General features: G+C 66.0%; 14 protein-coding genes. 7 read left to right on the top strand and 7 right to left on the bottom strand.

The annotated features are described in order from the left end of the window. Positions 1-12: 12 nt before the first annotated feature. The 4 genes from OHB26_RS10940 to OHB26_RS10925 form a co-directional block, all read right to left on the bottom strand. Entirely contained in the window at positions 13-324 is a 312-nt protein-coding gene (locus tag OHB26_RS10940) for a PE domain-containing protein (protein WP_330184072.1), read from the bottom strand. Positions 325-420: 96 nt separating this feature from the next. Continuing rightward, positions 421-774, bottom strand: coding sequence for a metallopeptidase family protein (locus OHB26_RS10935; protein WP_330184071.1), 354 nt, complete (start codon positions 772-774; stop codon positions 421-423). Between the two features lie 31 nt (positions 775-805). After that, on the bottom strand, positions 806-1,957 hold the full coding sequence (locus OHB26_RS10930) for a septum formation family protein (RefSeq protein ID WP_330184070.1): 1,152 nt from the start codon (positions 1,955-1,957) through the stop codon (positions 806-808). A gap of 104 nt (positions 1,958-2,061) precedes the next feature. After that, entirely contained in the window at positions 2,062-3,645 is a 1,584-nt protein-coding gene (locus OHB26_RS10925; RefSeq protein WP_330184069.1) for a GMC family oxidoreductase, read from the bottom strand. A 480-nt stretch (positions 3,646-4,125) separates the two neighbouring features. Here OHB26_RS10925 and serS point away from each other — a divergent pair, with 480 nt between their 5' ends. From serS to OHB26_RS10910, 3 genes are all read left to right on the top strand, one after another. After that, complete coding sequence (gene serS / locus OHB26_RS10920) at positions 4,126-5,388, top strand: serine--tRNA ligase (protein ID WP_330184068.1); 1,263 nt, start codon at positions 4,126-4,128, stop codon at positions 5,386-5,388. 150 nt (positions 5,389-5,538) lie between these two features. Then, positions 5,539-7,407 (top strand): putative bifunctional diguanylate cyclase/phosphodiesterase, encoded by a 1,869-nt coding sequence (locus OHB26_RS10915; protein ID WP_330184067.1) that lies wholly within the window; start codon positions 5,539-5,541, stop codon positions 7,405-7,407. 70 nt (positions 7,408-7,477) lie between these two features. Then, complete coding sequence (locus tag OHB26_RS10910) at positions 7,478-8,773, top strand: MFS transporter (RefSeq protein WP_330184066.1); 1,296 nt, start codon at positions 7,478-7,480, stop codon at positions 8,771-8,773. On the opposite strand, the gene OHB26_RS10905 is transcribed toward OHB26_RS10910, so the two are convergent. Beyond that, the gene (locus OHB26_RS10905) at positions 8,751-9,458 is read right to left on the bottom strand and encodes a hypothetical protein (RefSeq protein WP_330184065.1); all 708 of its coding nucleotides are present in this window, start codon (positions 9,456-9,458) and stop codon (positions 8,751-8,753) included. The genes OHB26_RS10910 and OHB26_RS10905 overlap by 23 nt on opposite strands. 128 nt (positions 9,459-9,586) lie before the next feature. Here OHB26_RS10905 and OHB26_RS10900 point away from each other — a divergent pair, with 128 nt between their 5' ends. The 3 genes from OHB26_RS10900 to OHB26_RS10890 all read left to right on the top strand — a co-directional run bounded on the left by OHB26_RS10900 (position 9,587) and on the right by OHB26_RS10890 (position 12,225). Continuing rightward, positions 9,587-10,576 (top strand): DMT family transporter, encoded by a 990-nt coding sequence (locus tag OHB26_RS10900; RefSeq protein ID WP_330184064.1) that lies wholly within the window; start codon positions 9,587-9,589, stop codon positions 10,574-10,576. A gap of 106 nt (positions 10,577-10,682) precedes the next feature. Then, positions 10,683-11,717: a peroxiredoxin family protein gene (locus OHB26_RS10895; RefSeq protein WP_330184063.1), complete on the top strand. Its 1,035-nt coding sequence runs from the start codon at positions 10,683-10,685 to the stop codon at positions 11,715-11,717. A gap of 154 nt (positions 11,718-11,871) precedes the next feature. Then, positions 11,872-12,225, top strand: a complete 354-nt coding sequence (locus OHB26_RS10890) for a BP74-related protein (protein WP_330184062.1) — start codon at positions 11,872-11,874, stop codon at positions 12,223-12,225. A 57-nt stretch (positions 12,226-12,282) separates the two neighbouring features. Here the strand turns inward: OHB26_RS10890 and OHB26_RS10885 are convergent, their stop codons facing one another. Then, positions 12,283-13,842 (bottom strand): Rieske 2Fe-2S domain-containing protein, encoded by a 1,560-nt coding sequence (locus OHB26_RS10885; protein WP_330184061.1) that lies wholly within the window; start codon positions 13,840-13,842, stop codon positions 12,283-12,285. 44 nt (positions 13,843-13,886) lie between these two features. Continuing rightward, entirely contained in the window at positions 13,887-14,678 is a 792-nt protein-coding gene (locus tag OHB26_RS10880) for a hypothetical protein (protein WP_330184060.1), read from the bottom strand. Between the two features lie 133 nt (positions 14,679-14,811). Here OHB26_RS10880 and OHB26_RS10875 point away from each other — a divergent pair, with 133 nt between their 5' ends. Continuing rightward, complete coding sequence (locus OHB26_RS10875; protein ID WP_330184059.1) at positions 14,812-15,573, top strand: lysophospholipid acyltransferase family protein; 762 nt, start codon at positions 14,812-14,814, stop codon at positions 15,571-15,573. Positions 15,574-15,631 lie beyond the last annotated feature (58 nt).

Genomic DNA, 15,631 nt, shown 5'->3' with positions numbered 1-15,631 from the left:
GAGTGTTCCCCTCTACACCTGGATGGCGGCGATACCGGCGGCGCGCACCGCGTCCTGCACCAGATACTGGGCGAGCTGACTGCGCAGGGTGGCGGCGGCGTGATGCAGTTCGAGTACCGCCTGGGCGGTTGCCCGATCGTGGCTGAAGGCCGCCTGATTGAAGTGCGCCGCGGCCAGGAACGAGACTTCCTCGGTGCCGGAGGGTAGTACGTGGGTGGCGGGCGCGGTGACCGCTGACGCCGCCGCGAGTCGTTCGGCGAGCAGGTCGAGCTCGAGAGCAGCGGCGAGAATGACCTCGGGCTGCACGGAGACGAGACCAACCATGAAGCGACTCCCTTTCAGGCGTGTGGAACAGGCAGCTGTACCGGCTATGAATCCTTGGACGCACCGGTTAGCTGAATGGTTCCCCGTAGCCCCGGTTCAGCCCCATCCCAGCTGATGGAGGCGGTCGTCGTCAATCCCGAAGTAGTGCGCGATCTCGTGAATCACTGTGATTGCCACCTCCTGCACCACCTCTTCCTCGCTGTGGCACATGCCCAGAATGGCCTCGCGATAGATGGTGATGGTGTCGGGTAATGCGCCCCCGTAGTGGCTGAAGTCCCGTTCGGTGAGTGCGATCCCGTGGTACAGCCCGAGCAGGTGCGGATCCTCGTCACTGCGCGGTTCGATGAGAACCACCACATTGTCGATGGCCTTGGCCAACTCGCCCGGAATCAGATCCAGTGCATCGCCGACCAACTCCTCGAAGCGGTCGTCGGACATGGAGACCGCCATACCTATCGGGTCCCCCGCACGCCGGTGCCGATCACCGCGGCTGCGGAATGACCGGCGGGGCGGCGCCCGGTAGCGGCGGCGGGGTGTAGCGGCCGTTGTTCGGCGGCGGTACCGGGGCCTGACCGTCGATCTGCAGATCGCCACGTGCGGAACCGGTGATGGTGGCGAAGCCTTCCTGGTCCGCGCCCTTGCCGATCAGGCAGTTCAGGCTCTGACTACCCGCGAGCCAGCTGCGGGTGTCCAGGAAATCCCAGAACAGGGTGAGCGTCTTGTTGCGCAGGGCGTCGGGGGAGCCGAGATAGTCGGTGGAATCCTTGGCGCACTGGTCCTCCATGACCTTGTCCTGATCCTCCTTGGTGGGCGGGCCACCCGGGAAGCGGGCGGCGAGGTCCACCGTGGAGACGATCTCGAAGGCGTGCGGCTGGGCGCAGTCGACCGGATCGGTGGGCAGGTTGCGGGCGATGCCGACGCAGGTGCCCACCTCGAAGACCTTGGACTGGTTGGTGCTGCGCACACTGCCCGTGATGGGGTGGGTGGCGGTGCCCGCGCTACCGGTGACCTGCAGCCCGCAGCGCAGCGTGCGCTCGCCCGCCTTCCAGCCCGCCTCGCCCGGATTGATCAGACCGACCACGAACTTGCCGCGCGGATCGAATTTGCCGCCGAGGTAGGTCTGCGCGGCGCTCACACAGTGCTCGTCCCGCAGTTCGGAGAAGCGCAGCGAATCGGGAAAGCGTGAGCCGGGCCCGAATTCGCGGCCCGGGTATTTGCTCAGGTCGATATCGGCGGTGACCTCGAACAGGTGCTTGCTGCCGCAGTCCACCTTCACCAGATCGCTGGCATTGCCCTTGGACCAGCTCAGGCAGTCGCCCTGTTTGGCGGTGCCGAAGGCCGCGCCGGCGACCGCGCCGGTGGGCTGCGCGCCGCCCGGATTGTGCGCCTCCACCCGACCGGAATCGAAGCCGGACAGGAACATGGTGATGAGTGCGGCGACGATCGCGCCGACCGCGACCGCGAGCAGTCCCCAGCGCAGGGTCGGCGCGGAGAGCGGTCCATCGGTATCCAGCTTGGACCGCAGCGCGGTGAACGGACCCGACCGGCCGGACGCTCGCCGGGAGCCCCCCTTGCGGGGACCGGCGGTCGGCCACTCGGGCTGTTCTGGCGGAGGGAACTGTTCGCTGGACATCGCGCTCCATCATGTCAGCGCGTCAACGCGCTCGCCATGTCCTGTTCGACTTCGCACCCCGGCGCGCCGATTCCCGAGGGTGGGAATCGGCGCGGCACAGCGATTCACCCCGCAATGATGTCCGCGGCCTTCTCACCGATCAGCACCGCGGGCGCGTGGGTATGCCCGCGGGTGATGATCGGCATGACCGAGGTGTCGGCGATGCGCAGCCCCTCGACGCCGCGCACGCGCAGCTCCGGATCGACCACGCCGGTGCTGTCCGAGCTCATTCGGCAGGTGCCGACGGGGTGGTACAGCGTGTGCGAATGGTCGTCGAGGCAGCGCTTGAGCACCTCGTCCATGGGGGTGCTGGCGGGCAGCGCGGGTTGCATGAGTTCCCCGATGTGCTCCTTGAGCGCGGGCTGCGAGGCGATTTCGACACAGGTGCGCAGTCCGGCCATCAGGGCGATGCGATCGTTGATCTCGGCGACGTAGTTCGGTGCGATGCGTGGTGCGGCGAACGGGTCGGCGGAGGTCAGGGTGATCTCGCCGATCGATTCGGGTTTGAGCAGCACCGCGGCGAAAGTGAGCGCGTGCCCGTCCGGTTCGCCGAGGCCCTCGCCGATGTACGGCGCCGGGGCGAAGATCAATTCGAGGTCGGGCAGTTCCAGATCCGGGCGGGAGCGCACGAATCCGTACGCCTCACCGACATTGGAGGTGAGCTGTCCGCGCCGCCGCACCAGATAGTTGGCGAGTTCGAGCAGGTTCTTGTCCGCCCCGTACAGACTGCCCGCCTTGGTCCGGTAGACGATGGGCGCGGCCAGGTGATCGCGCAGATTGCGCCCGACCTCCGGATTGTGGTGGCGCACCGGGATTCCCAATCCCTGCAGCTGTTCGATGGGTCCGATCCCGGAGAGCATGAGCAGCTGCGGGGTGTTGATCGCCCCGCCGGAAAGGATGACCTCGCGCTTGGCGTGCAGCTGTTTGGTCTCGCCGCCGACCCGGTATTCGACGCCGACCGCGCGATTGCCCTCGAACAGCACCTGGGTGACATGCGCGTCGGTGATGAGGGTCAGATCCCGATGCCGCTGCAGCGCGGGCCGCAGGTAGGCGTCGGCGGTGCTCCAGCGCGCGCCGCGCTTCTGACTCACCATGGTCTGGGTGAAGCCTTGCGGCGCATCGCCGTTCGCGGTTTCGAGGGTGAATCCGGCCTGGGTGGCGGCCTGCAGGTACTCCGCGGTGATCGGTCGCGGGCTGCGCTGCGGTGCGATGTGCAACGGGCCCTCTCCGGTATTGCCCTCGGGCCCTTCGACGGTCTCCATGCGCTGGAAATAGGGCAGCACCTGTTCGAACGACCACGCGGGTCCGGCGTGTTGAGCCCATTCGTCGTAGTCGGCGGCGAAGCCGCGCACCCACATCATGGCGTTCATGGAGGAGGAGCCGCCGAGCATTTTGCCGCGCGGCCAGTACACCTGGCGGTCGTGCAGTTCGGTCTGCGGTTCGGTGCGATAGTTCCAGTCGTTCTCCCCTTGGAACAGCTTGGAGAATCCGGCCGGAATATGAACGAATTTGTCGCGGTCGGCGCTGCCCGCCTCTACGACGGCGACGCTGACGCCGGGCCGGTCACTCAGCCGCGCGGCCACGGCCGCCCCGGCGGATCCGGCGCCGACGACGATGAAATCGACTGTGCTCGGCGTGTATTGGGGCATGGAGACTCCTCGGGAGGGCTGGCGAGGGGTACGGACGCGGGCCTAGCCGCGCTTCCTGCCGTACCCATGGCCCAACTCTGGTCGATGCGCCGACCCTCGGCCACCCAAACGACCCAATCCGCTGAAAGATGATTCGCTCTGAGGTTCGCGGCCGTCCCGGTTCTGGACTGAGCTGAAAGATGATTCGCTCTGAGGTTCGCGGCCGTCCCGGTTCTGGACTGAGCTGAAAGATGATTCGCTCTGAGGTTCGCGGCCGTCCCGGTTCTGGACTGAGCTGAAAGATGATTTGCTCTGAGGTTCGCGGCCGTCCCGGTTCTGGACTGAGTGGAGGCGGGGGAGCGCAGCGGAGGAGCCGGAGGGAGGGAAGAACCGGGACTTCAGGGCCGCGAACCCGCCCGCAGCGAAGCGGAGGGCAGAAGATACAGCACCCGCCCGCAGCGAAGCGGAGGGCAGAAAATACAGTCCGATAGGCTGGAGGCCATGATCGACCTTCGATTCCTGCGGGAGAACCCCGACGTCGTTCGCGCGTCGCAGCGCGCTCGCGGCGAGGATCCGGCCCTGGTGGACGCCCTGCTCGAGGCGGATACCGCTCGGCGTGCGGCGGTGGCCAATGCCGATGGTCTGCGTGCCGAGCACAAGGCCCTGGGTAAGAAGGTCGGCAAGGCTTCCCCGGAGGAGCGACCGGCGCTGCTGGCGCGGGGGACCGAGCTCTCGGCGCTGGTGAAGGAGGCCGAGGTGGCCGAGAATGCCGCCGACGCTGTTCTCGATGCCGCGCAGCGCGCGCTCTCGAATGTGGTGCAGGAGGGTGCGCCCGCCGGCGGCGAGGACGATTACATCGTGCTCGAGCACATCGGCACCCCGCGTGAATTCGATTTCGAGCCCAAGGATCACCTGGAACTGGGTGAATCGCTGGGCATCATCGATATGGAACGCGGCGCGAAGGTTTCGGGTGCGCGCTTCTATTTCCTCACCGGTTACGGCGCTCTCCTGCAGTTGGGTCTGTTGCAGTTGGCCGCGCAGCGGGCCACCGCGAATGGTTTCACCATGATGATTCCGCCGGTGCTGGTGCGCCCGGAGATCATGGCGGGTACCGGTTTCCTGGGTCAGCACGCCGCGGAGATCTATCACCTGGAGGAGGACGATCTGTACCTGGTCGGCACCTCGGAGGTGCCGCTGGCCGGTTATCACTCGGGCGAGATCCTGGATCTGAACGACGGCGCGAAGCGCTATGCGGGCTGGTCGTCGTGTTTCCGCCGGGAGGCGGGCAGCTACGGCAAGGACACTCGCGGCATCATCCGCGTGCATCAGTTCGACAAGGTGGAGATGTTCGTCTACACCCGGCCGGAGGACGCCGATGCCGAGCATCAGCGGCTGCTGGCCTGGGAGCAGGAGATGCTCGCCGCCATCGAGGTGCCGTACCGGGTGATCGATGTGGCCGCCGGTGATCTGGGCAGCTCGGCCGCGCGCAAATTCGATTGTGAGGCTTGGGTTCCCACCCAGCGGACCTATCGCGAGCTCACCTCGACCTCGAATTGCACCACCTTCCAGGCGCGTCGCCTGAATGTGCGCTACCGGGACGAGAACAACAAGCCGCAGACCGCCGCCACTCTGAACGGCACCCTGGCCACCACCCGCTGGATCGTCGCACTGCTGGAGAATCACCAGCAGGCGGATGGTTCGGTGCGGGTCCCGGCGGCGTTGGTGCCCTTCGTCGGCAAGGAAATCCTGACGCCGATTCGCTGAATTCATCCGCATCAGGGTTCGTGGCTCGTCCCGCTTCTGGACTGTGCGCAGCGGAGGAGCGGAGGGAGGGAAGAAGCGGGACTCCCAGAGCCGCGAACCAGCCGGAGCGAAGCGGAGGCAAAAATCAACAGAGCGTTTAGGCTAGGCGCTGTGCGAGGAATCGGGCATCGCGGCGATACCCGAACGCGGGTGCGTGCGGCATCGGCGCTGGCGACGGCAATGGTTATGGCTCGGACCACCGGGGCGTTCTACGTCATGGGTGGTGTGCTGGGTCTGGTGATCACGGCGGTCGCCCCGGGTGATGAGGGCAATAGGCCGCTGGTAGGTGGCGCGGCCGGTGTCGCGCTGCTGCTCGGCCTCAGCCTGCTCATCTGGGGTCCGCGTATGCATCATTCGGTGCATCACGCCTATGTCGCCATGGCCACGGTGCTGGTAACCGTTGCGGTGCACTGGTTTCCCAATACCGTCGGTGCGATCAGCCTGGCCGCGTTCTATGTTTTCGTAGCCTGCGACGCGGCGATCTTCTTCGCCTGGAAATGGCTCGGCGCGCATCTGGCGTTCGCGATCGTGTGCTGTCTGTGGGTGGTGCCCTCGCGTGGGCTGCCGTGGTGGTCGGGTTTGATTCCGGCGGGTATCACCTTCGGAATCGGCATTGTGGTCGGCATTCTCACGCGTATGGCGTCGGACGCCGATATCGATATGTTGACCGGTCTGTTGAATCGGCGCGGTTTCGATCGGGCGCTGGCGAATGCGATCGGGCATGCCACCCGCACCGGGCAGGCGCTGTCGCTGGTGCTGGTGGACCTGGACCGTTTCCAGAAGATCAATGATCATCTCGGGCATCGCGCGGGTGACGCGGTGCTGCAGCGGGTCGGTGACACCTGGTCGAAGCTGTTGACGCCGGAGCAGCGGCTGGCGCGCTACGGCGGTGACGCCTTCGCACTGCTGCTGCCGAATTCGACGGAGCAGGCGGCGATTCTGCTGACCGAGCAGTTGCGGGCGGCGGTGACCACCGGTTGTTCGGCGGGTGTCACCTCATGGCAGCCGGGTGAGTCGGGTTCGCTGCTGGTGAGCCGCGCGGATGTGGGTCTGTACCGGGCCAAGCAGGCGGGGCGCAATCGCACGGTGCTGGAGTCGTCGCGGCAGTTGCCGCTGGCGGTGGAGCTGCGCGAGGCGATCGATCGCGGCACTCTGGATGTGCAGTATCAGCCGATCGTGAGCCTGTCGGACGGTGCGACCCGCGCGGTCGGCGTGGAGGCGCTGCTGCGCTGGTCCTCGCACGCGCAGCCGGATGTGACCACCGAGGGGCTGATTCGGGTCGCCGAGGAGTACGACCTCATCTCCGATCTGGACGAGCTGGTCTTGCGCCGGGCCTGTGCCGACGCGACCCGTCTGCAGGAGACCTTCGCTCAGCTGGATCTGACGCTGAATGTGAATGTGAGCGGCCTGGAGCTGGCCGAAGCCGCCTATGCCGATCGGGTCTCCGGAATTCTCGCCGATACCGGCTGGCCCGCCGATCAGCTGGTGCTGGAGGTCACCGAGAGCGAGATCGCGGCCGAATCCGAGACCGCCATCGCCAATCTGCACAAGCTGCGCGAGACCGGCGTCCGTATCGCCATCGATGATTTCGGTACCGGCTATTCGTCTTTGAGTCGCCTGGCCACCCTGCCCAGCGACATTCTGAAGGTCGATCAGTCCTTCGTGGCCGCCATCCGCTCCGATTCCCCGGCCCCGCCGCTGCTGGGAGTCATTGCGGCGCTGAGCAAAACCCTGGATCTGCAGGTGATCGCGGAGGGTGTGGAGACCGAATACCAGGCCGCGGTGCTCACCGAGTTGGGTTTCGCGCTGGCGCAGGGCTATCACTACAGCGATTCGCATCCGGTCTCCGAGCTCATCAATGATCTGAATGATCGGCACGGTCTGGTGGGTGCCGGGTTGAAGGATCACGAGGTGAATACCAACGGCTGGATTCCGGTCGAGAATCCGTTTGACGGCGGTGGGCTCGAAGCGCAGAGTTGAGCGCATGCGCATGCTCGTCTACGCCTGTTGATTCCGGCTCGCACTTCCAGGTAATCGCCGCGCCGATCCGGTGCGCGCACTCACGCTGCGCGCGGTGCTGTTCGCGCTCACGGCGGATCTGATTCCGTATTACGCGCTGTACGCGCTGCTCTTCGCCGATCACGGCCTGAGTACCGCGCAGATCTCCGCATTGCTGGCGATCTGGTCGGTGACCTCCTTCCTGTTGGAGGTGCCCTCGGGTGCCTGGGCGGATACGGTCTCGCGCCGAGGGCTGCTGATGCTCTCCGGTGTGCTGCTCACGGCGGGTTTCCTGGTCTGGACGCTGCTGCCGTCCTATGCCGGTTTCGCGGCGGGTTTCATCCTGTGGGGTGCCGCCGGTGCGCTGCGTTCGGGCACCTTCGAGGCGTTGATCTACGACGATCTCGCCGCGCGCGCGTCGACCGCCGCCTATCCGCGCCTGCTGGGCTACACCCGTGCCGCGGCTGAATCCGCTGCTCTCACAGGTATTCTCGCCGCCGCTCCGCTGTACGCGTGGGGTGGTTATGCCCTGGTCGGCTGGTCGAGTGTGCTGTTGGCGGGTGTGCATGTGCTGTCCGCGATCGCGCTGCCGGGTGCCCCGAAGGTCGTATCCGCTTCGGCGGTGGAGGATCTGGAGGATGAACCCGATACCGCGTCGCCACCGGTCGGGCTCACCTCCACACCGGCGGGTGTGTCCCGCTATGTGCATATGCTGCGCTCGGGTCTGCGAGAGTCCCTGCACGTCAGGGTTGTTCGCCGCGGTGTCATCCTGGTGGCGCTGTTGAACGGTATTACCGCTTTCGACGAGTACTTCTCCCTGCTCGCCGATCACACCGGCGTCTCGCCGTCGATCTCCGCGGTGCTGGTCGGTGTGACGGTCGCGGGTGCGCTGACCGGTGCGGCGCTCGCCGGTCATACCGAAAACGTCTCCGCGCGAGCGTTTTCCATCGCCCTGGGTATCGCCGGTGTGCTGTTCATCGGTGGTGCGCTGCTGTGCGGTGCGGCGACCTCGCACCCCACCCTCGTGTATTCCCTTACGGCAGCGGGCTTCACGGGCATCGCCATCGCCTACGGCATCGACTACAACGCGGATGTGCTGGCCTCGGCCCGCCTCCAGGACGCCATCGCAGGTCCGGCCCGTGCGACGGTTACCTCGGTGTCCGGCTTGGTCACCGAGGTGATCGCATTGATCGTCTTCATTTTCGTAGGTGTGGCCGCCGCCTGGCTCCCCATCCCCGCTCTGGTCGCCGCCCTGGGTACCCCGCTGCTGTTGATCGCGGTCCTACTCCCGACCTGGCTCCCGAAGGCGGCGGAGGAGGAATCGCTCAAACAACCGACGGCCGAGTGAGGCCGGACCAGAGTATCCCGCCCTGTGCGGCGAACCGCCGCGCCAATTCGTGCCGAGCCTCGCCGTCTCCCATCGAATTGTTCACGCAGAACCGCCCTTCCGCGACGGTCAGCAGCTTCACATTCACCAGTCGAATGGGCGCCAGCGGCCCCGGTACCGTCGCGGGCAGCTCATCGTCCACGAGTCCGAGCATGACCACCAGTGACCCGTTCTCGTCGAGGTATGTCGCCGTGGCCTCGTCGGGCAGGCGGGCGTCGTCGAGCTGAATGGTGAAGATCTCGTACCGGTCCAGCATCTCGGAAACCCCGAACCCGTAGTGCGCCACCAGATTCGACACGGTCATAACGGTCTGCCCCAACCAGGAGGTGGCCACCGAAATGGTGTCGCTGTCGACGGCCAGGTCGCCCGAGATTCCGAACACCTCGAGCTCGTACCCGTTGGTGGGTTCGGCATCATCCCACTCGGTCGGGTCCGCCAGCCCGCTACTGGCCACCAGCAGTCCGTCATCCCGCCGCGCGATGGCGTGCGCCTGCCGCAGTGCGGGCCACTGCGGTCCACCCATGAACGCCGGATTGATCAGGTGCGCAATAACATCGGTATCAAGCCGCCCCCAGGAATTCCAAGCGGCATCGAGCACCCGATAGGTTTCGGCGTCATACGTATCGCCGATGGTCGATTCGGTCACGCACCGACCGTAACCGACACTCGGGCGCCCGACCATTCTCAGGTTTTGTTCCAGCACAACGACTCTCGTCGCCTCGAGCGAGCGGAGGGCGACGCCGTCGATGCCCTGCGAATGATCATGAGGGCGAGATGCGCGGATCGGGGCGCGTGGTGCGCGAGGATCGGGTGGTGATGATGCGACGGCAGGTCGGCCTCTTGTCGGGCGGTTGTATCGGCGCGGGGGTGGCCGTGCAGGCGCGGATCAACGGTGCGCTGGGGGAGCGACTGCACGACGGGGTCGCCGCGGCGGTGGTGAGTTTCGGGACGGGCTTGGTGCTGGTCGGACTGGTGTGCGTGGGGAGTGCGCGGGGTCGGGCGGGAATCGGGCGGGTGTGGACGGCGCTGCGGGCGGGCGAGTTGCGCCGGTGGCAGCTGCTGGGTGGCTTGTGCGGGGCGTTCTTCGTCGCGACGCAGGGGCTTACGGTGGCGGTCATCGGGGTTACGGCGTTCACGGTGGCGGTGGTCGCGGGGCAGATGGTGAGCAGTCTGGCGGTGGATCGGCTGGGGATGGGGCCGCGGGGCCGAACGGCAGTGACGTGGCTGCGGGCCGGGGGCGCGGCGCTGGCGCTGGCGGCGGTGGCCCTGTCGGTGCTGGGCCGCACCGGAACCGGTGGTGCGGGATTGGCGGTGCCGGCGGCCCTGCGGGGTGGGCCGCAGGCGCTGTTGATCGTATTGCCGCTGCTGGCCGGGGTGGGGGTGGCTTGGCAGCAGGCGGTGAACGGGCGGGTGGGCGCGGTCGGTGGTCCGTCCTCGGCGACGCTGGCGAATTTCGCGACCGGGACGATCGGGCTGGTGTCGGTCGAAGCGCTGATGGTGCTGCGATCGGGTTGGCCCACCGGGTTTCCGGCCGCACCGTGGCTGTATCTGGGCGGCGTGATCGGGGTGGTTTTCATCGCGCTGGCGGTGCTGGTGGTGCGCTGGATCGGGGTGCTGCTGCTCGGGTTGACCTCCGTGGCGGGGCAGTTGTCGATGTCGCTGCTGCTGGATGTGTTCGCGCCGACCGGTGCGCGGGTCTCGGCTCTGGCGGTGGTGGGTTGCGCGTTGACCTTCGTGGCGGTTGCGATAGCGGCGCGCGACTGACCGGAGTTCCGGTGCCGAACGGTCGGTCCTTTACGCCCTTCTCGAACTGAAAACTGTTCGTGCCATTACCATTTGGCGGCCCGCCGCGCTGTGTCATGGTGCGAATATGACTATCGAATACGGCGTGTGGGGACTGCGGTTGGCGCTCGTAGTGGTGTTCGGGCTGTCGGCGGCGGGGAAATCGACCGATGCGGCGGGGACCCGGAAGGCGGTGGGGGAGTTCGGGGTTCCGATACGTCTCGTCCCGGCGGTGGCGATCGGTCTGCCGGTGCTGGAGGGGGTGGTGGCCCTGGGTCTGCTGTGGTGGTGGACCGCGGCCGCGGCGGCCGTGCTCGCGGTGGCGCTGCTGGTGGTGTTCTCGGTCGCGGTGGCGTGGTTGCTGCGGCAGGGCAGGCATCCGGCGTGTTCGTGTTTCGGCGCCGCGAGTACCGCGCCGATCGGCGTGCCGACGCTGCTGCGCAATGGCGCGCTGTTGATGCTGTCGCTGCTCGCGGTGGTCGGCGCGGTGCGCTATCCACGAGTGCCCGGTGCGCTGCCCGTCGATCACGCCATCGGAATGGCGGTATCGGCGCTGTTCGCGGGGTCGCTGCTGTGGCTGTGGGGTGAATTGCGTTCACTGCGCGGCAGATTGGATGAGCAGGCGCTGTCGACCCTGGGGGCGGAGGGGCTGCCGCCGGGCGCGGTGGCGCCGGAGTTCGAATTGCTCGATGCCTCGGGTGCGGGCCGCGTGAATCTGGAGTCGCTGCTGGAGCAGGGTCATGCGGTGCTGTTGGTGTTCGTACATCCGGGTTGTGAGATGTGTGCCGCACTGGCGCGGGAGTTGCCGCGCTGGCAGCGGCGGGCGGCCGCAGCGCTGGCTATCGCGGTGGTGGGCAATGGTGAGCTGGAACAGCATGCCGACTGGGCGCGCGAGCAAGGTTTGGGTGAGATTCCGATGCTGGTGCAGCAGGGTAATGAGGCGGCGCTGCGGTATCGGGTGCGGGGTACGCCCTCGGGGGTGCTGATCGGCGCGGACGGCCGGGTGCTCGCGCCGGTGGCGCGGGGTGCGATGGCGATACGTGACTTGATTGTGCTCGCGAAAAAGTCTGGTGCACAGCAGGTTTCCGGTCGAAACGGTCAGTCGGTCCAGAATGTCGGCTAGCTGATCTTTGGGTGTCCGTTTCACCGGTGAAAAACGGCCCGGTATGGTAATTCCTTTGTCTCACAATCGAATTCGATCTATTCGAGACCGCGCCCAACCTACCATCGAAGGGCAGGGTTGTTTCCATCCGATCGCTCAGTCGAGAGGGAATGTCATGGCCTACTTCGCATTCACCGATTACTCCGGCAAGGAATTCGTCTTCAAGCTGACCAATGATCAGCGCATTGCCGAGGCTCGCCGCATCCTGTCCGGCGAGGAGACGATGTCGACCCATGTGATGGGCAAGATCCGCAAGCGGCCCGAGCCCTACAATCCGGGCTGGTCCTTCGCCCTCGACCCGGACACCATCAGTTTCTTCACCATGGCAATCGAGGTGTGCGACTCCAGCATTCAGTACACCGAGGATTATCTCGACGAGGCGTGCGGTGCGTTCCTGCCGGGCTGTTTCTGGTGTCCGTGGTCGTCGCGACTCACCCGGGAACTCCAGGATTCCGAGGTACAGGGCTGATCAGCCGACTCCGAAGCGTCCGGCCGGTGCCGTGACGACACCGGCCGGCTGCGGCGGCTAATTGCCGGGTGCGTCCAGCTTTCGCGAGCGCAGCTCATGCCCCTTGGAGGTCTTGCAGCGCCCCGATTCCAGATCCCACTGCCACCCGTGCAGATTGCAGGTGAGGGTATTGCCCTCCACCACACCGAATTTCGACAGATCCGCCTTCAAATGCGGGCAGCGCCGCTGCACTTCCCAGCCGTCGAGTTCGGTAGAGGCCGAATCGTCGTGCGCCTCGGAGAACCAGCCGTCGGCATAGGCGATGCGCTCATCGGTGAGGCATTTGAAGAAGGTGTAGAGGAATTCGTTGTATCCGCCGATGCGCCAGGTGGTGAAGCGCGTGGACAGGAAGATGGTGTTCACCCAGTCGGGTTCGTTATCGCGCAGCACGGTGCGGACCAGGATGGGGTCGATGCGGAATCCGTAGCGCTGCTTGCCTTCTCCCTCGACCGGTTCGCGCACGATCCGCTTGGGGAAGTCGAGCACCACGGTCTCCTCGCCCATGACGAGGGCGACGGAGTAGCCGATGCCGTCGCAGATGAGATCGCTCTGCGCCATGATCGGTTCGAAGAGTTCCTTCAACCGGGGCAGTAGCGGCCCGTCGTCTTCGTTTGCCCAGGAAGCCTTTTCGGCGGCGATGACCGGCGCGAACCGCTGTGCCATGGCCTCGATGTAGGCGGCCTTGTCACCGTAGATGCTGTCGGGCGCGACCGGATGCGAGAGTTCGGCGAGATCCTTGCCGTGCAGTTCCACGGTGGAGCCCGGAATCATCAGGATGCCACCGTTATTGCCGTGGGCCTCCATCTGATCCAGGAAGACGACCTGGTCGGGGAAGATATTGCCCTCATCGCCGCGGTCGTCGTTGAGGTAGCGCAGCTCGTCGTCCAGGAAGACCGGCGGTCCGGCGGACGGCACCACCCAGGTGGCCCCGACCTGTTCGATATAGGAGCGGGCCCGGTCCATACCGCGCTGGCGCTTCTGCTTGCCGAAGTTGGCCTTGGTCTTGGCGGGGATGTCGTAGACCATCGGGTACCAGATCGCCCCGGAGTACTGCAGCAGGTGGATGTCGACGTGCCCGAAGGCGTCGTGCAGCACATCCATATCGACGGGTCGCGCGTCATTCATGTTGAAGCACACGGTTTCACCGTCGGAGACGACGATGCCGGAGTCGCCGATGGGTCCGTCGGCGGGTGCGCGCAGCGCGATGATCATGATGTCGAGCTGGTTGCCGCCGGCGCCGGTGATGGTGTGCTTGACCGAGTCCTCGGTTTCGAAGAACTTGGTGAAGCCCAGCTGCTCGAGTTCGCGGCGCAGGTCCGGCACCGGATAGTCGGGGAGCAGCACCGTCGCGTCTTTATTGATCTTGTCGGCGAGGTGTTTCGCGTCGAAGTGATCACGGTGCAGATGCGAGACGTAGAGGAAATCGCAGTTGCCGAGTGTGTCCCAATCCAGCTGGGTGTTATCGGGGAAGGGAACCCATGATGCGAAATATGCCGGGTTCACCCACGGATCGCACAGGATCGTCCCCGCTGCGGTGGAGATGTGGAACCCGGCGTGTCCGACGCTGGTGATCTGCACGAGCTTCTTCCTCCTCGACCGTTACCAGCCACCCAGACTACTGGCTACCCGGAAACGTCGCCTATGCAGTAACCCTCGTCGCCGGACTTCAGGGTGTATGTCTGTTTTTTCGAGATTCCGGCGGTGGTGACCACCGGCACGGTGACGGTGATGTAGGACTCGCGCGGCCATTCGGAATTGATCGATTCATCCACAAAGGACTTCACCGCACCGGATTTGCCGGGATTCACCGCGAGCGGCGGCGTGCCCGGCGCGCCGGTCCCATCCGGATCCCAACCCGGCTGCAGCGTGCAGACCAGCGGATACGCACTCTCGCGATCGGCCGGATCGACGGGATCGCCGATGGCCCGGGACAGATATCGCCGCACGGTATGCCGGGCATCGGCATCGTTGAACGCCTCGCCGCCGGTGGGCACCACTCGCGGACAGGCATATCCGCTCGCCGCGTCCCGATCCGTCACGACGACGGTGATCGCACCGCTCTTCCACACCGTATTCGTCCCGCTGTGCACACCGGGCCGCGCGAGCGCGTCCAGAATCGGCTGCGGTTCGGCGTACCTGGCCCGCATATTGCGCGGAGCCATGCTCCAGCACCGGGTTTCGAGTGCGGCTTCACCGTGTTCGCGCAGGTCGGCGGCCCAGGCGTCGACTGCGATCTGGGCCGGCGTGCCGCTTCTCGGCGCGGGCGCACTGCTGGTGACGCTGCTGGAGGAGACCACGCGGTCGCCCGCATCATCCTCGTCACCGGGTATGCCGACCACCGAATCGCATCCCGTGAGCGTGAGACAGGCGGCGGCGACGCCGACCGTGAGTGCGCGCAGTCCGCGGGGAGTCACGAGCTCAGGCGATGCGTTCTCCACTGGTGCGAACCTCTTTCGTCACTGCACGCGGCCCTCGCGCTCTCGGCCGCCGAATACTGTTGCCTGGATCACTGGTCGCCGCGCGGGCAGCGACTACGCTAGCGCAACTGTGGAACCCGTCTACTTCCCGATCATCGGGCTGGCTCGTACCGTCTTCGCGGCACAGGGCCTGAAGTTCACTGTCACTGGCGACGAAAACATCCCGGCGAAGGGTGGCGCTGTCATCGCCATCAATCACACGGGTTACATGGACTTCACGTATGCGGGCCTGCCTGCGCGTACGACGAAGCGCTATGTGCGTTTTATGGCGAAGAAGGAGGTTTTCGACAATTCGATCAGCGGGCCGATCATGCGGGCGCTCAAGCATATTCCGGTAGATCGCGCCGCGGGGGCGGACTCGTATCACGAGGCTGTGAATCGACTGCGTGGCGGCGAACTGGTCGGTGTGTATCCCGAGGCGACCATCAGCCGCAGTTTCGAATTGAAGGAATTCAAGTCCGGTGCGGCGCGCATGGCCATCGAGGCGAACGTGCCGATCATCCCCATGGTGATCTGGGGCGCGCAGCGCGTCTGGACCAAGGGCTATCCCAAGCGCCTGGGCCGCACCAACACCCCCATCTCCATCGAGGTGGGCGCGCCGATTCAGCCGTACGAACCGGCCGCCGAGCTGACCGAGCAACTGCACAAGACCATGGAAGCCATGCTCCTGAACGTGCAGCAGGATTACGTACATGAGCCGGGCGCGTACTGGGTGCCCGCCCGGCTGGGCGGCGGCGCACCGACTTTGGAAGAAGCGAACGAACTCGATCGCGCCGAGGCAGAGGAAAAGGCCGCCAAACGCGCGCGGAACCGCCCTTCCCAGACTGATTGACCTCCGTCGCCTCGGCGCGCCTCTGGCGGGTATCCACATAGAACTGTTGGCGCACAAT

Origin of the sequence: Nocardia sp. NBC_01503, assembly GCF_036327755.1 — a bacterium.
GTDB lineage: Bacteria > Actinomycetota > Actinomycetes > Mycobacteriales > Mycobacteriaceae > Nocardia.
Note: the sequence above shows the minus strand (reverse complement) of the source record. Positions and strands in the feature narration are given on the sequence as shown.

Bases quoted from the DNA above. Each gene is read 5' to 3' on its own strand.
- OHB26_RS10940 (WP_330184072.1), bottom strand. From the start codon at position 324: ATGGTTGGTCTCGTCTCCGTGCAGCCCGAGGTCATTCTCGCCGCTGCT.
- OHB26_RS10935 (WP_330184071.1), bottom strand. From the start codon at position 774: ATGGCGGTCTCCATGTCCGACGACCGCTTCGAGGAGTTGGTCGGCGAT.
- OHB26_RS10930 (WP_330184070.1), bottom strand. From the start codon at position 1,957: ATGTCCAGCGAACAGTTCCCTCCGCCAGAACAGCCCGAGTGGCCGACC.
- OHB26_RS10925 (WP_330184069.1), bottom strand. From the start codon at position 3,645: ATGCCCCAATACACGCCGAGCACAGTCGATTTCATCGTCGTCGGCGCC.
- serS (WP_330184068.1), top strand. From the start codon at position 4,126: ATGATCGACCTTCGATTCCTGCGGGAGAACCCCGACGTCGTTCGCGCG.
- OHB26_RS10900 (WP_330184064.1), top strand. From the start codon at position 9,587: ATGCGCGGATCGGGGCGCGTGGTGCGCGAGGATCGGGTGGTGATGATG.
- OHB26_RS10895 (WP_330184063.1), top strand. From the start codon at position 10,683: ATGACTATCGAATACGGCGTGTGGGGACTGCGGTTGGCGCTCGTAGTG.
- OHB26_RS10890 (WP_330184062.1), top strand. From the start codon at position 11,872: ATGGCCTACTTCGCATTCACCGATTACTCCGGCAAGGAATTCGTCTTC.